At 63.3% G+C, this 13,858-nt stretch carries 14 protein-coding genes and 1 pseudogene; 4 read left to right on the top strand and 11 right to left on the bottom strand.

The features are described 5' to 3' along the window. Nucleotides 1-3: 3 nt before the first annotated feature. The 5 genes and pseudogenes from ACTIGC_RS05735 to ACTIGC_RS05755 all read right to left on the bottom strand — a co-directional run bounded on the left by ACTIGC_RS05735 (nucleotide 4) and on the right by ACTIGC_RS05755 (nucleotide 5,749). Entirely contained in the window at nucleotides 4-336 is a 333-nt protein-coding gene (locus ACTIGC_RS05735) for a four-helix bundle copper-binding protein (RefSeq protein WP_439633503.1), read from the bottom strand. 104 nt (nucleotides 337-440) lie between these two features. After that, a pseudogene (gene ligD / locus ACTIGC_RS05740) lies at nucleotides 441-2,838 on the bottom strand (DNA ligase D). Continuing rightward, a complete protein-coding gene (locus tag ACTIGC_RS05745; RefSeq protein WP_439633504.1) occupies nucleotides 2,839-3,720 on the bottom strand; it encodes a Ku protein in 882 nt (293 codons plus the stop codon). A gap of 39 nt (nucleotides 3,721-3,759) precedes the next feature. Further along, entirely contained in the window at nucleotides 3,760-4,611 is an 852-nt protein-coding gene (locus tag ACTIGC_RS05750) for an SDR family oxidoreductase (RefSeq protein ID WP_439633505.1), read from the bottom strand. Between the two features lie 46 nt (nucleotides 4,612-4,657). Beyond that, a complete protein-coding gene (locus ACTIGC_RS05755) occupies nucleotides 4,658-5,749 on the bottom strand; it encodes a YihY/virulence factor BrkB family protein (protein ID WP_439633506.1) in 1,092 nt (363 codons plus the stop codon). A gap of 149 nt (nucleotides 5,750-5,898) precedes the next feature. On the opposite strand from ACTIGC_RS05755, the gene ACTIGC_RS05760 reads away from it, so the two are divergent. Together ACTIGC_RS05760 and ACTIGC_RS05765 are read left to right on the top strand one after the other, a co-directional pair. After that, nucleotides 5,899-7,371 carry a PRC-barrel domain-containing protein gene (locus ACTIGC_RS05760; RefSeq protein ID WP_439633507.1) on the top strand — a complete coding sequence of 491 codons (1,473 nt, stop codon included), beginning with the start codon at nucleotides 5,899-5,901 and terminating at the stop codon, nucleotides 7,369-7,371. A 124-nt stretch (nucleotides 7,372-7,495) separates the two neighbouring features. Then, nucleotides 7,496-8,731 (top strand): MFS transporter, encoded by a 1,236-nt coding sequence (locus ACTIGC_RS05765; RefSeq protein WP_439633508.1) that lies wholly within the window; start codon nucleotides 7,496-7,498, stop codon nucleotides 8,729-8,731. Here the strand turns inward: ACTIGC_RS05765 and otsB are convergent. After that, nucleotides 8,728-9,465, bottom strand: coding sequence for a trehalose-phosphatase (gene otsB, locus ACTIGC_RS05770; protein WP_439633509.1), 738 nt, complete (start codon nucleotides 9,463-9,465; stop codon nucleotides 8,728-8,730). The two genes, ACTIGC_RS05765 and otsB, sit on opposite strands and share 4 nt — an antisense overlap. 36 nt (nucleotides 9,466-9,501) lie before the next feature. On the opposite strand from otsB, the gene ACTIGC_RS05775 reads away from it, so the two are divergent. Beyond that, nucleotides 9,502-10,452: a mechanosensitive ion channel family protein gene (locus ACTIGC_RS05775; RefSeq protein ID WP_439633510.1), complete on the top strand. Its 951-nt coding sequence runs from the start codon at nucleotides 9,502-9,504 to the stop codon at nucleotides 10,450-10,452. Here the strand turns inward: ACTIGC_RS05775 and ACTIGC_RS05780 are convergent. The 3 genes from ACTIGC_RS05780 to ACTIGC_RS05790 all read right to left on the bottom strand — a co-directional run bounded on the left by ACTIGC_RS05780 (nucleotide 10,449) and on the right by ACTIGC_RS05790 (nucleotide 11,492). Then, entirely contained in the window at nucleotides 10,449-10,688 is a 240-nt protein-coding gene (locus ACTIGC_RS05780) for a hypothetical protein (RefSeq protein WP_439633511.1), read from the bottom strand. The two genes, ACTIGC_RS05775 and ACTIGC_RS05780, sit on opposite strands and share 4 nt — an antisense overlap. 3 nt (nucleotides 10,689-10,691) lie before the next feature. Then, nucleotides 10,692-11,177: a hypothetical protein gene (locus ACTIGC_RS05785; protein WP_439633512.1), complete on the bottom strand. Its 486-nt coding sequence runs from the start codon at nucleotides 11,175-11,177 to the stop codon at nucleotides 10,692-10,694. 150 nt (nucleotides 11,178-11,327) lie between these two features. Next, entirely contained in the window at nucleotides 11,328-11,492 is a 165-nt protein-coding gene (locus ACTIGC_RS05790) for a hypothetical protein (RefSeq protein ID WP_439633513.1), read from the bottom strand. Between the two features lie 157 nt (nucleotides 11,493-11,649). Here ACTIGC_RS05790 and ACTIGC_RS05795 point away from each other — a divergent pair, with 157 nt between their 5' ends. After that, complete coding sequence (locus tag ACTIGC_RS05795; protein WP_439633514.1) at nucleotides 11,650-11,952, top strand: DUF2934 domain-containing protein; 303 nt, start codon at nucleotides 11,650-11,652, stop codon at nucleotides 11,950-11,952. A gap of 40 nt (nucleotides 11,953-11,992) precedes the next feature. On the opposite strand, the gene ACTIGC_RS05800 is transcribed toward ACTIGC_RS05795, so the two are convergent. Then, nucleotides 11,993-12,346 (bottom strand): hypothetical protein, encoded by a 354-nt coding sequence (locus ACTIGC_RS05800; protein ID WP_439633515.1) that lies wholly within the window; start codon nucleotides 12,344-12,346, stop codon nucleotides 11,993-11,995. Nucleotides 12,347-12,410: 64 nt separating this feature from the next. Next, nucleotides 12,411-13,553: an aminotransferase class V-fold PLP-dependent enzyme gene (locus ACTIGC_RS05805; protein WP_439633516.1), complete on the bottom strand. Its 1,143-nt coding sequence runs from the start codon at nucleotides 13,551-13,553 to the stop codon at nucleotides 12,411-12,413. Nucleotides 13,554-13,858: the final 305 nt, after the last annotated feature.

Here is a 13,858-nt window from a genome sequence, read left to right on the forward strand (position 1 = left end):
GCGCTACTGCGCCATTTCGCGGCAGCTTTCGGCGCATTCGCGGCAGATCGCAGCGCAATCCTCCATGCCGTCAAGCTGCTCGCACTCACGGGCACAGGCCTGGCAGATTTCTGCGCAGACGCGGCAAACGCTGGCGTGATGGCCCGCGCCGGTCAGCATGATGGCGGCGGCAGCGCGGCACATTTCGGCGCATGCAATCATGTGTCTGAAGTGGGATGGCGCCACATGATCGCCGCCTTCTTCCAGGCAGTGGGTCATGGCTTCACCCAGGCAGGTCTGCGCACAGCGTGTGCAGATGGCGATGCAGTCCTTCACGTTATCGGGGAGGGTAATCATCGGGGCCTCAATCGATTTGCGTTCACAGCCCGTATGCGACAGGCCGTGGCCAACCGTCCCGTGCCTTTTCGGTTCCATGCCTCGCCGCGCCAGTCAGATACCGTTTATGCCCGCTTGAGAATTTTCAGCGCAGCCGGGGACAAGGTTTCGGCGCTGTCAAAATAGCCCTCCCAGGGGTCAGCATTCAGGGCGGACAGCCGCCGGGAGATGGTCTTGAGGCGATAGGCCGACGCCGAGCCGGCGCGCGCCAGCTCATCCCAGCGCAGCGGGGTGGCCACCGGCGCACCGGGCCTCGCCCGCAGGCTGTAGGGGCAGACGGAAGTCTGGCCGCGCTGGTTTCGCAGCCAGTCGATAAAGATGCGGCCCTCGCGCTTTTTCTTCGCGGCTTCGGCGACGAACCGGTCCGGCTCTCGCGCTGCCAGCACCCGCGCGAGTGTCCGGGCGAAGTCCTTGACCATCTTCCAGTCAGCTTCGGGAATTAGAGGTGCGATCACGTGCAGCCCCTTGCCGCCGGTCAGCATGACGAACGGCGTCAGCCCGGCTGCTTCGAGCAGCGCGCTCACGGTCAGGGCTGCGGCCTTGACGTCTGAAAAATCCAGCCCGGCATCGGGATCGAGGTCGAATATGATGCGCTCAGGCTGCTCCAGTTCGCGAACCGTGGAGCCCCAGGGATGGATTTCCAGGGCGCCGATCTGGGCCAGCGCTTCAAGCCCGTCGGCATCCTCGATCATGAGGTATTCTGCCTTGTCTCCACTCTTCTCGTGGAGCGTTACGGGCTTGATCCCGTCAGGCAGGCTTTCGCTGTAATGGCGCTGGAAAAAGCAGCCCTCCGCAATGCCGCCGGGGCAGCGCACCAGCGAGAGCGGCCGGCCGGCCGCGTGCGGCAGCAAACGGTCCGCCACCGATCGGTAATAGTCTCGTACGTCCCGCTTCGAGATGCCCTCACCGGGGTAGTAAATCCTGTCGGGATGGGTGAGGGCGCTCCTAGCCATTTTTCAGGTCCGGTTCGGCGGAAACGTCTTTCGCTTTCTTGTCTTCGCGCAACCCCAGAAAGGCCGGATGGCGGAATAGGCCGTCGCGCGTGCGTTCGGAATAGCGTAACTCCGCGACGAGCTTCGGTGTCAGCCACACCGCATCGCGGGCGATTGTGCGGGGCACCGGGGCGGGTGCGGACTTGCGCTCCAGCGGCTTCATCTTCGCGGAGATGGCGGCACGCGAGCTGGCATTGAAGCCCGTGCCGACGCGGCCCCGATAGACCCACTCACCGTCGTCAAAGGTCGCCAGCAGGAGGGAGGCAAACTCGCGGTCCGGTTTGTCAGAAGGCGACCAGCCGATGATGACAGCTTCCTCGCGATGTTCGCACTTTATCTTGAGCCAGCCGCTGGACCGGCCCGCGCGGTAAGCGCTGTCGGCCTTCTTGGCGATCGTGCCTTCCGCGCCGAGCCTGCACGCCTTTTCAAAGACGGCTGCACCATCGCCGCGCACATGATCAGCGAAACGCACTGCGCCGTTGGCAGGCTTCAACAAGCGCTTCAGCCGGTCCTTGCGTTCGACAAGCGGGAGCGATTTGAGGTTCTCGCCATCCAGCTCCAGAAGATCGAAGGCGAAGAAGGCGATATCGCCTTCACCGTCAGACAGAGCAGCCTGCAGCGCAGAGAAGTCTGACAGGCCCTCTGTGCCGAGCACTGCCGCTTCGCCATCGATCAGGGCCGAGTGGCAGTTAATGGCCGCAAGGCTTTCGCACAGGGCACCGAACCGGTGAGACCAGTCCTTGCCCGACCGGGTAAAAAGCCGCGCCTTGCCACCGCCAATGGCGGCCAGCAGGCGGTATCCGTCGTATTTGAGCTCGTGGAGCCATTCCTTCCCCTCTGGCGGGGCTTCTGCCAGCTTGCAAAGGGCAGGGGGCTGGAAGGCGGGCGGCTTGTCGCCTGCATGCGGCTTCGCCTTGGCAATGGCGGCCAGCGTGCGGCCTGTCGTGACGCTGGTAGCGCCCAGCTTGTCCGCATCGCGCGTGCCCGCGTGCGCGTCGGCCTTCTTGATCAGCAGCCAGTTCTCGCGCTTGCCCTCGCGGTTCATGCGCACTAGCACCCACTTACCCTTGAGCCGCTCTCCCTCGAGGGAAAATTTCAGCTCGCCCTTGTCCAGCGCCGCGTCCACATCATCAGTGGCGGGGGACCAGCTGCCGCGATCCCAAAGCATCACCGTTCCGCTGCCGTACTGGCCGGGGGGAATGACACCTTCAAAATCGCGGTAGCTGACGGGGTGGTCTTCAGTGCGTACGGCCAGGCGCTTGTCCGCTGGGTCCAGGCTGGGCCCGCGCGTCACCGCCCAGCTCAGCAGCACGCCATCTTGTTCCAGCCGCAGGTCGTAATGCAGCCGGGTTGCATCGTGCTTTTGAATGACATAGCTGCGTCCGGCCTTTGCGCTGCCTCGCTTGGGCGCAGGCTCGGGCGATTTCGAGAAGTCGCGCTTCGCGCGATATGTCTCGAGCGCGCGCGCCATCTAGCCCGCCTTGCGCTTGCTGGCGGACGACTTGCTCTTCGTGGCGGTTTTGCCAGAGGTCTTCTTGCGGGCAGGTGACTTGCCGGAGCGGCCAGCGCGTTCTTCCTTCACAGACTTCTTCAGCGCCTCCATCAGGTCGATCACCTGAGCGGATTTTGCCTTCTTCCCGCCCTCTGCCGAGACAATGGCCTTGCCCCTGGCCTTCTCCTCGATCAGCTCACGCAAGGCTGCTTCATAGGAATCCCTGAAGGCGCCGGGATCGAAGGGCGCGGTCTTTTTCGCGATGAGGTCCTCGGCGAGTTCGAGCATTTCGTCATCGATTTCCACCTCGCCTATATCGGCAAAGACGCTGTCAGAACTCTTCACCTCATCGGCATAGCGTAGCGTCTCCAGCAGCAGGCCATCGCCGCATGGACGGATGGCAACGAGGTGCTCGCGGCCACGCGTGGTCATCTGGCCGAGCGCGGTTTTCTTCGCCGAGCGCAGCGCCTCGCGGATAACCACAAAGCCCTCGCCCGCTGCCTTGCCGCGCGGGGCTACATAATAGGGCTTGTCGTAAAAGCGCGGGTCGATCTCGTGATGGTCAACGAACTGGACGATGCGGATCGCATCCTGGCTCTCCAGCCTGATTTCCTCGATTTCCTCCGGCTCGAGAACGACGAAGCTGCCCTTCTGCGCCTCAAACCCTTTCACGATTTCATCGGCATCAACCGGCCCGATGCCTTCAGCGGTCTTCTGGTAGCGGATGGGTTGCCCGCTCTTCTTGTGGATCTGACGCAGCGAGGTGCGCCCGGACCGGCTGGTCGCCGAGTAGAGCGCGATATCAATGGATACGAGCGACAGACGCAGATGGCCCGTCCAGTATGTGCGTGGAGCTGCCATGTCAGCGCAACGCCCGGCCACAGACGCGGTTCCCGCGCATCATGACCCGACGATCTTTCCGCCATTGGGGTGGAGCACCTGCCCGCTCATGTAGGACGCATCCTCGCTTGCCAGAAACACATAGGCGGGCGCGACTTCGTTTGGCTGACCGGGTCTTTCCATGGGCGTGCTGGCGCCGTGTTCGGCCACGCCTTCCGCATCGAAGGAGGCGGGGATGAGCGGTGTCCAGATTGGGCCGGGGGCCACGGCGTTGACGCGAATGCCGTCTGATACGTACCGGGTGGAAAGCGCGCGCGTGAAAGCCACGATTGCGCCGCGCGTGGCCGCATAATCGAGAAGGGTGTCATGGCCCTGATAGGCGGTGACCGATGTGGTGTTGATGATGGCGGCGCCCTTTTTCAGGTGAGGCAGGGCTGCCTTCGTCAGGAAAAAATAGCCAAACACATTCGTGCGGAATGTCCGCTCCAGCTGCTCGGCGGACAGATCGGCAAGGTCATCCACCTCGTGTTGTTCGGCGGCGTTATTGACCAGAATGTCGAGCCGGCCGAAGCGGTCCACGACCTTGGCCACAGCGTCCTGGCAGAACTGCTCATCCCCGATATCCCCGGCAAGGGCGAGCGCGGGATGGCCCTCATCCTCGATGAGGCTCACCGTTACGCGGGCGTCCTCCTCTTCTTCAAGATAGATGAATGCGATATCCGCCCCTTCGCGTGCCATGGCCACGGCGACGGCGCGGCCAATGCCGCTATCCCCGCCGGATATCAGCGCAACCTTGTCCTTCAGACGCCCCGCGCCGGGAAACCGGGGCGCGAACTCCGGCTGCGGGTCCATTTCGGTCTCACGCCCCGGTTGGCGATCTTGAGTCTGTTCAGGCTGAAGCTTGTCATTCATGGGTGCTCTCCTGCTGGTGCGTGCAGCCCTTGGCTGTGTGAGAGCTTCAACCAGCTCGCGGCACGTCTGTTCCCTTCGCGCCGGTGGCCCTGCCGACCGTATCGGCCACGGTGGCCCCGCGCTGTCCGAGCGGACGGTCAGGCGGCACGGTGGTATCGCGCGCCGTCTGGTGCTCCTGCTCTGCGTTCAACTGCGCGCCGAGGAGCACGATGATGGATGACACCCATAGCCACATCATGAAGCCGATCCCGGCGCCGAACGATCCGTAAGTGTCGTCATACTGGCCGAAATTCTCCACGTACCAGGACACTGCAAAGGCCGCGATCATCCATAAGCTGGTCGCAAACACGCCCCCGGGCGTAACCCAGCGCCAGCGCGGTTTGCGTCTGCTGGGTCCCCAGCGATAGGCGATTGAAAGACCGAGCGTGACAATCACGAAAAGGGCAGGCCACCGCGCCAGCAGAATCCAGCTTTCCCATGCGCCGAGACCAAAAAGCTCCAAAGCCACCGGAAGCACAATGATAAGGGCGATGACGATACCTGCGAAAACCAGCACGCAGGCAGTAAAAGCGAGAGAAATCAACGTCATGCGGATCATGCCGCGTGTCTCTTCCTCCTCATAAACAATATTGAGCGCATTGAAGAGGTTGCGCATGCCTGCATTCGCTGTCCAAAGGGCAACGGCCAGACCGGCAATCAGGCCAAATGTCAGCGCGCCATCACTGCGCGAGGCAATGTCGGTCATTTGCGTAGCGAGCAGTTCCAGCGCGCCGCCGGGTACAAAACCCTCGAGAAGAGATAGTTGCTCCGCGATATTTGCCGGATCGGTAAACAGCCCATAGACCGAGACAATCGCCGTCAGCGCGGGGAATATTCCCAGTAGGGCGAAGAAGGTCAGGCCGGCTGCAATAAGCAGTAGCCTGTGAGCCAGGAACTTGCCCCAGCTTCTTACGAGAATGTCGCGCCATCCGGCGAGGGGTATGTCTCGCGGAGTTGCCGCGCGGCGGCCCCTTCCGGCCTGCCGGGCACGGGCCCGCTCCCGGCGCGGCAGTCTGATATCGCGGCGGCTTTTCGCATTGTATAAAGACAGGCCGCGCAGGCGGCTAGTTGTGCGGGGCGTGGGACGGCGTTGGCGCAAGGCGGGTTTTCCTCGAATGCAGTTGCCCTGAAACGCCTGCCCAGTAACGCGAGTTCCTTTTCTTCAGCGGAGTGTTTCGTTGGCCGACGGGGAACATTCATTGAGCATCCGTGTTGTTTCAGTCCCAAGCAGCAACAGGAGTGCTCGAAATGAAAACGATGCTTATTGCCTCCAGTGCGCTCGCCCTCGTGGCTGCGCCTAGTCTGGCACAGGACCCCGTTCAGGATCCTGCCACGCAACAGCAAACCACTGGCGACCGTCAGAACGACTGGTTCAACCCGGCTGACTGGTTTGATGACGGCCATTCGCTTGAAGGCGTTGCGGTTTACAGCCGGGATGGTGAACGCGTTGGCACGGTCGATCGTGTCGCTGGCGGCATCCAGACTGGCCAGTACGCCGATATGGCCGACGGTAGCACCGAGGACCTTGATGTAGATGGCCTCGTAGTCTCGACCGGTGGCTTCCTCGGCATCGGCACACGTGAAGTGCGCGTCGAGGCTGGTAACGCCACGCGTACTTCGGTTGACGGCGAGCAGCGCATCCTTCTGGATATGTCCAATGCTGAGTTTGAACGTCTCCGCGAACATGCTCGCGATGACGACGGCATGTTGGATGCGGATCGCCGCGGCGACACCTGGCGCGACAACCAGCAGCAGGATAGCGGCCAGTGGACCGACGACGACCAGGGCGGGTTGATCCCTGCGTCCCATACCCAGACCGGCGTTCAAGGTCAGGTCGGCCATGACCGGGGCACGTTTGCTACCGATGATGCCTTCCGCGATGACCATCCGCTGCGTGACGTCGCTGTCTATACCAATGATGGCGAGCGCGTTGGCTCGGTGGAGCGTGTGCGTGGCGGTGCTGATGCCGGCACCTACACTGACATGACCGACGGAGACGCCGCGGACCTTGATGTCAACGGCCTTGTCGTTGAAACGGGCGGCTTCCTGGGTATCGGAACCCGTGAGGTCGAGATTGAAGCCGGCAACGCCCAGCGCACGTCGGTTGATGGCGAGCAGCGCATCATTCTGGACATGTCCAATGCCGAGTTTGAGCGCCTGCGCGAGCACGCTCGCGACGATGATGACGGCATGTGGAACACGGACGACCGCACTGACCGGACTTGGCAGGACCGCCAGGACGGCGCAGCAACGCAGACTGATGCCGGCCTCCAGGGTCAGACCCAGACCCAAGCTCAAACGCAGACGCAATCCGGTGCTGCCGGACAAACTCAGGCAGATGCGGCCACGCAACGCGCTCAGGCTTCCGGTGAAGTCCACGGCGACGTTTATACCGATGGCCATCACTGGGTAGACACCCCCGTCTTCTCGTCTGACGGCGAGCGGCTCGGTTCGGTGTATCAGGTGCGTTCTTACAGCGACACGGCCTATGCACGCGGTGGCGACACCGTCGCGATGACCGAGCCGGACCCCGATGTTGCGGCAGTTATCGTCCGCACCAATGGCTTCCTCGGTCTCGGCCGGCGTCAGGTCGAAGTAGATATCGACCAAGTCGAACTGGAGATGCAGGACGGCGAGCCGCGCCTTGTGCTCGACATGACCCAGAGCCGGTTTGAAGACCTGCCGGATCATGAGCGCAACCGCAACCGCGCTGGAGGCTAACGCCTTCGTAGTGTTGGTATCAGAAAGGCCCGGGCGCGCGCGTCCGGGCCTTTTCATGAAACCACAGCCGCGCCGAACGCGTAGGCCGGTCTTTATCCCTGACAGCCAATAGCGGATAGAATCCTTGCGTCAGATAATTGCTTCCGCCGCCGCCCTGCTCCTCGGCTTTGCTCTTCTCCAGATGGGTAACGCCCTTCAGGGCACCTTGCTGGCACTGCGAGGCCAGGCCGAAGGTTTCTCGGCGCTCGGTATCGGTGCGGTGATGAGCGGCTTTTTCCTCGGCATGGGCGTGGGCAGTTTCCTTGCGCCCGCCATCATCCGGCAAGCTGGGCATCTCAGGGCGTTTTCTGCCCTCGCATCGCTCGCCTCGGCCGCTGCGCTGGCCCACCTGCTCTTCATCGACCTGCCCGCCTGGCTGGTGATCCGGGCTTTCAGCGGATTGTGCTTTGCCGGCATGTTCATGGTCGTGGAGAGCTGGCTGAATGCCTCTGTCACCTCCAACCAGCGTGGCGGTTTGCTGGCGGTCTATGCCGCAACGGGCCTTGGCGCTGGGGCGCTTGGACAGCTTCAGATTTCACTGGCGGCGCCCGAAGGCTTCGTACTTTTTGCCGTCGTTTCCATCATTCTCTCGCTGGCGCTGGTGCCGGCCTCGCTGAGCAAGGCCCAAAGTCCGATGGAGGAGATCTCGGCGGGCCGCCTCCGGCCGGGCCTCATTTTCCGCGCATCGCCCTTCGGCGCACTGGCGACCCTGTTTACGGGCATGTCGGTGGGGTGTTTTTTTGCCCTCGCGCCTGTGTTTGCGGAGAACCGGGGGCTGACCACCGCGCAGCTTGGCATGTTCATGGCGCTGGCGACGGGCGGGGCGATGCTGGCGCAATGGCCCCTTGGGCGCCTGTCAGACCGGGTCAGCAGGCGGGGTGTTGCGGCTGGCGCTGCATCGGCGGCCGTACTGGTACTCTTCGCGTTTGCCCTTCTGCCCGCAGGCCAGCCGGCTATAACGCTTGGGTTGGGCGCAGCGCTTGGTGCGGCCGTATTCCCGGTCCAGGCCATCGCCGCCGCACAGGTCAATGACCGTGTAGAGCGGCGCGACATGGTAACAGCCGCCGGTACCCTGGTCATGGTGCTCGCCACCGGAGCGGCTCTGGGCCCGATGGTTGGCGGTCTTGCCATGGACATGGCAGGCGCTGCCGGATTTATCGGCGTTCTGATGGCCTTTCAGCTGGCTATTGTGGTGACGGGAACGGCGCGGCTGCTCGTGCGCCCAGCGCGCGCCGGAGAGGTGGACAGGGCGACAATGCCTGTGCCGCTTCATCCGGTGGCCGGGCCGCTGGAGCTGCCTGATGACGGGCGTGCTGGCTAGCGCAGTGCGGGGGCCAAAGCGTCCCCCAGCCAATGATGTACGTCCTCGGGGCTATGCAAGCGGAAACCGGCGCAGCTGTGGCCGGCGCCGACCTTGATGGCCAACCCGCCAAGTGTCTGCGCGAAGTGCATGGCGGACTCGTCGGTCAGATCGTCGCCGATCATTACCGGCCGGCGGCCACGGAAAGCAGGCATGCCCATGAGCCGGGCGAGGGCCTCTCCCTTGTTCACGCCAGCTGGCCGCGCTTCGACCACCATCTTGCCGTGCTGAATCTCAAATCCGCCGACCTTGCCTGCCGCGGCTCGCATGGCCTCGCTGCAGGCAGGCCCGGCTTCGGGGCGTGTGCGAAAGTGCAATGCCGCTCCAGTGGGCTTTTCTTCCACTTGGACGCCGTCCAGTGAGGCTGCCACCCCACGCAGGACTTCAGTCAGGGCAAGGGCCTTCGCAGTCGTGGTGCTATTGGTTGCCGCCAGCTCGCCGGGAGCGGCGGTCTCCGCCCCGTGCCCGCCGACACGCCACAGAACCCGGGGCAGGCGCACATCAAGGTCAGATACTGGCCGGCCGCTGAGAATGGCCAGCGCGCCCTGCATGCGTGCCGCCAGCTCCGAGAGCCTGTTGGCCCGCTCAGGTGACAGGCGCGCATCGTCCGGTCTCGTCACGATCTCTGTCAGGGTACCGTCAAAATCAAGGAACAGTGCGTCCGCTTCTAGGTTCAATTGGGGAGGGTGGGTCATGCCGCCCCCCAGCGCCAGAATGCGGAGATTTCAAGTATGAAAAAAACTGATGTGAATCGCCTTTTTTCCGTTCTCAAAACGCCTGTAGTCCTTTTTGTCTCCGCAGTGGTGCTGGCGCTCGTAACGCGTTTCGCAGCGGTTGATGCGCGGCTGGTGGAAATCGTCGAGCTGGCCGCCCGCATACTGCTTGTACTGGCCGTCGGTATCGTCATTTTGAAATTGGGGCTTCTATCGCTCAACCGGAAGCTTACCCGGCTTGATCTGAAAGCCTCAGACAATCTGAACGCACGCCGCCGCGCCACCCGTCTGACCATGCTACGCCGGGTGTGGGTCATTACAGTGTCGATACTGGTTTTCGCCACCGCCCTGACGATGATCCCCGGCGCGCGGCAGATCGGCTTCTCGCTGTTCGCGTCGGCGGGCATTGTCGGCATTGCGGTCGGTATCGCCGCCCAGCCCGTCCTGTCCAACCTGATTGCCGGACTGCAGATCGCCTTCACCCAGCCCATTCGCATTGATGACGCGGTGGTGGTTGAAGGCGAGTGGGGCTGGATTGAAGAGATCGGCCTGTTCCATGTCGTGATCCGCATCTGGGACCTGCGCCGTCTCGTCGTGCCGCTGCGCGTATTCATCGATCAGCCTTTCCAGAACTGGACGCGCGAGACCGCCTCCATCATCGGACCTGTATTCTGGCATCTGGACTACCGCGCCCCGCTGGAAGCCATGCGCGGGAAGCTGAAAGAAATGGTCGAGGCGGCCCCGCAATGGGACGGCAAGGTAGTGGCGCTGCAGGTGGTTGAAACCGATGTCACCACGATCCAGGTACGGGCGCTGGCCAGTGCAGCCAACTCAGGTGCGGCCTGGGAGCTACGCTGTGCCATACGCGAGCAGATGATTGTCTGGCTGCGTGAAAACCATCCCGAAGCGCTGCCCCGTCTGCGTGCCGACACCACAATGTCCGGTAATGGGCAAGCCGGGTCGCCCTAGCGAGGGTCGTCATCGCCGCGCTCAGGGCCGCTTCGGCGCGGTGGCAATTCTTCCGGCGCCCCGCGCTTGCCGGCATGGCCGGATCCTGACTGCGCCAGCACTTCCAGCTCGTCCTCCGCCATGGTTTTCGCCAGAGCGTGCGCTTCGGGACTGGCGGCCTTGGGGTCGGGATGGGATTCGCGCAATATGTGCAGGGCTTCGGCAGCCGCCTCGCGGGGCGGGGGTTTAACCGACATGGCTTAAAACTCCTGATCAGCGTCGGGGGCATCGTGTCCGGCGAAAATTTCTTCCTGGGCACTGGTGAGTTCCTTGTAGGCGAGGGCGGTGACGCCTCCCCAGACCAGGTGGACGGCAATCATCGCCAGATTGCGTGATGGCGGATGGCAGGCCGCGTTCTTCAGAAGGCCAGAGGCGGGAATCCAGCCCAGATAGCTGAGCATCCAGACCAGCCCGCCATAGAGCGCGCCGTTAAGAACCGATGTGCGGGGTATCAAAAGCGGCATGATCGCGCCGGTTGCTGCGCCATATCCGGCGTGGCCCAGAAGTGTGACTTCCTCGGCCAGCGGTTCGGGCAGGTCCGGTCCGCCTGCTTCCACCAGTTCGCGCGGCGGAAGAGGATATCGCGCACTGGCGGGAAGCTGCCGGTTGAGCCGCCGCATGGCGGCCGTCATTGCGACCGTGCCTGCCACGCCGGCCAATGCTGCGGCTATCGGTCTGAAACTCATATTCGTCTCCTCGTGCGGGATGCGGGCAGCAAAAACTGGCAGTCTCAACTGCAACCGGCTCATTCCCGCTCAGGTTCCATCGGAAGGGCTGGCGGCCAAAAAAGAAGCGGCGTTGCCGCCGCTTCAGGGAGGTAGACAAGTGTGATGTAGCTAGCGCTGGGGCTCCTGCTCTTCAGGACGGCGCTCGTCGGCTCGCGCTTGCGCCCGGCCCTGATCCTGGCCTTGCTGACGCTGGTCCTGCTGCTTTTGACCACCGCCTTCCTGCTGGTGTTCGGGACGGTTCTGGTCTGCGTTGTTCTGGGGTGTCTTGTTCATGACTCTCTCCATTGATCCTCCACCGCGCCCGACAACCCGGGCGCGATGCGCTTGTTCCCTCAGCGAATGAAGAATTTTGCAGTGGAAGCGGGTACATAGCGGAACACTTGGCGGACCGGCTTGTTGGCGTTTCTGCTGACAGCAATGGAGCAGACTCATGCCCGACAAGCCCGATGATCAACGCGCCGCAAAGGTGCAGGCACGTGCGCGCCGGCTCTGGGAGGAGGCCGGGAGCCCTCCTGGCGGACCGCAAGCGTATGAGAGCCTCGCAGATGATCTGATATCAATCGAGGAGACGGGGGATAATCCCACCCGGCCGGTCCGGCCACGCGGCGGAGATCCCGACGTCGAGCCCCTTTTATCGCTGGAAAACCAGGGTGAATTTCCCACGCTGACCGATCAGGGGGAGGACAACACCACGCCGCTGCGTCTGGGTGACCGCAAGAAGGCGCTGGAATAGGCCCGCCCTCTCCGCTCCGGTGAAGCTTGGAGGTGTATCTTCACTGCCTAAGTTGGAGAGCCATTGCGACGCGGACAGGGCGACCCTGTCCGCCCGCCGGCGCTGCGATCCATGCCTCGAGTTTCTGCCCGCAGGCGAGTAGCGGTTCCACTTCCGCCACGTCCTCAGGATGGAGCTGGCCGATCCTCTGCCCACCGCACCATGCCTCCAGGGCTTTCCCCTCGCCGGTGGGCCGGCGAAGCCGTATCCGCTGGTCCGGCTTCAGGACCGGACGGCGCCCCTTCAGGCAGTAATGGCGTGAGCGGGGCAACTCGGCGACCATGAGCGGCACCGGGCGGACACGGATGGTCCGGCTGCGTAGACCCAGCAGACGGGCAAGGCTGACAGGTAGCATGGGCGTCTCCATGTTGTGGTGGCAGACGCTAACCGGCAAGCCGGGCCTTGGTTCCCGGTATGCTTCACATGCTGTCGCGCACGGCGTGAGCCGCCCGGTCAATCTCTGCGGAGGAGTTGATAATGCTGGGCGTCAGGCGCACCAGAGCGCTCGGATAGGGGGCGACGGATGCCACCACCCCGCGGTCGCGCAGGCGCGAGACCATTTCAGCTGAGCTCATTCCCTCCACATCAAAGGCGACGATGCCGGAGGAGAGGGCGCTATCGCGCGGCGTTCTGACATCGATCCTGTCAATGCCCGCCAGCGCCTCCTTCAGCGCGCCCGCAAGTTCATGCGTTCTGGAGGCTACCCGGCTGCGGCCCAGCATGTCGTGAAAATCAAAGGCCTCTGGCAGCGCCCAGCGATGCTCAAATGCCTTGAAGCCTCCCGGTGTCATGCGGCGGCCATTATTGCCGCCGCGTGGTTCGCGTCGCATGTACCAGGCCGAGAAGACTTCGCTTTCGTCAAAGCTCGGTATTGTCGGCCGGGTGGCGGCAAGGCCGCGTTCGCTGATCGCCGCCACACCTGTGCCGCGTGGGCCGAACAGCCATTTGTGGCAGCCGGCCATGAGGAAGTCCGCTCCGGTGTCGGCAAAGCTCTCGGTCTCCACGCCAAACCCGTGCACCGCGTCCAGGCCAAAGAGAACCTGATCGGCTTCATCCCGGCCTGCATTGATGTCGCTCAGTGCCGAGGCGATCTCGCGCACAGGTATCTTCACGCCGGTACTGGAATGGACCCATGTGAGCGCCAGCAAGCGGGTTTCGGGCCGGATGCTGGATGTTATGCGCTCGACGATCCGATCAGCACTCACGGCATCGGGGCGGTCAAAGAGCGCGATTCTTCGTATGGCCGCGCCAGTTCGCTCGGCGGTCTGCTCCAGCGACACGTGAGTGACATAATAATCTTCGTCGGTTGTCAGGACTTCCTGATCCGCTCGGAGCTGCAGGCTGGTGTAAACAAGCCCCACGCCCATCGTGGTGCTCTCGGTCAGCGCTACGCGGGAGGGATGGACTTCCAGATAATTCGCCGCAGCTTCACGGCTGGCTTCCGTAAGCCTGGGCCCATGTTCCTCAAGATATTCCACCGGATCGGCGTCAAGGGCTCTTCGATGCCGGGCGATGGCAGCGCGGACCGGAGCCGGGTGAGACGCCAGAAGCATCGCGCTCATGTGAACGGTGCCGGGCTCCAGATTGAACAGCGATCGCACATGACTCCAGTTTGAGAGCGGGCCGGTTTCGGCAACCGGCTGAGCCCGGGCCGGAAGCATGCCCGCGAGCGGTGCCCCGGCGCAAAGGCCCAGCACGCTGCGTCTCGATGGGGTCATCGGGCGATAACGATTACTGGATTTGCGATCACGCGTTGCCCCCAAGACAGCCGGTAAATTGAAGTTTCTCCCCCCTTGGAACCACGCCTGATCGATTATGGTTCCCGGTTGCGCGCGCCTTGGAGCGATGCCGTCCACCACTCCAGATG

It is taken from the genome of Glycocaulis sp. (assembly GCF_051859565.1).
Taxonomy (GTDB): domain Bacteria; phylum Pseudomonadota; class Alphaproteobacteria; order Caulobacterales; family Maricaulaceae; genus Glycocaulis.

Coding starts and splice junctions, on each gene's coding strand:
- ACTIGC_RS05745 (WP_439633504.1), bottom strand. CDS start 3,720: ATGGCAGCTCCACGCACATACTGGACGGGCCATCTGCGTCTGTCGCTC.
- ACTIGC_RS05750 (WP_439633505.1), bottom strand. CDS start 4,611: ATGAATGACAAGCTTCAGCCTGAACAGACTCAAGATCGCCAACCGGGG.
- ACTIGC_RS05805 (WP_439633516.1), bottom strand. CDS start 13,553: ATGAGCGCGATGCTTCTGGCGTCTCACCCGGCTCCGGTCCGCGCTGCC.
- ACTIGC_RS05775 (WP_439633510.1), top strand. CDS start 9,502: ATGAAAAAAACTGATGTGAATCGCCTTTTTTCCGTTCTCAAAACGCCT.
- ACTIGC_RS05780 (WP_439633511.1), bottom strand. CDS start 10,688: ATGTCGGTTAAACCCCCGCCCCGCGAGGCGGCTGCCGAAGCCCTGCAC.
- ACTIGC_RS05795 (WP_439633514.1), top strand. CDS start 11,650: ATGCCCGACAAGCCCGATGATCAACGCGCCGCAAAGGTGCAGGCACGT.
- otsB (WP_439633509.1), bottom strand. CDS start 9,465: ATGACCCACCCTCCCCAATTGAACCTAGAAGCGGACGCACTGTTCCTT.
- ACTIGC_RS05800 (WP_439633515.1), bottom strand. CDS start 12,346: ATGCTACCTGTCAGCCTTGCCCGTCTGCTGGGTCTACGCAGCCGGACC.
- ACTIGC_RS05760 (WP_439633507.1), top strand. CDS start 5,899: ATGAAAACGATGCTTATTGCCTCCAGTGCGCTCGCCCTCGTGGCTGCG.
- ACTIGC_RS05735 (WP_439633503.1), bottom strand. CDS start 336: ATGATTACCCTCCCCGATAACGTGAAGGACTGCATCGCCATCTGCACA.
- ACTIGC_RS05790 (WP_439633513.1), bottom strand. CDS start 11,492: ATGAACAAGACACCCCAGAACAACGCAGACCAGAACCGTCCCGAACAC.
- ACTIGC_RS05785 (WP_439633512.1), bottom strand. CDS start 11,177: ATGAGTTTCAGACCGATAGCCGCAGCATTGGCCGGCGTGGCAGGCACG.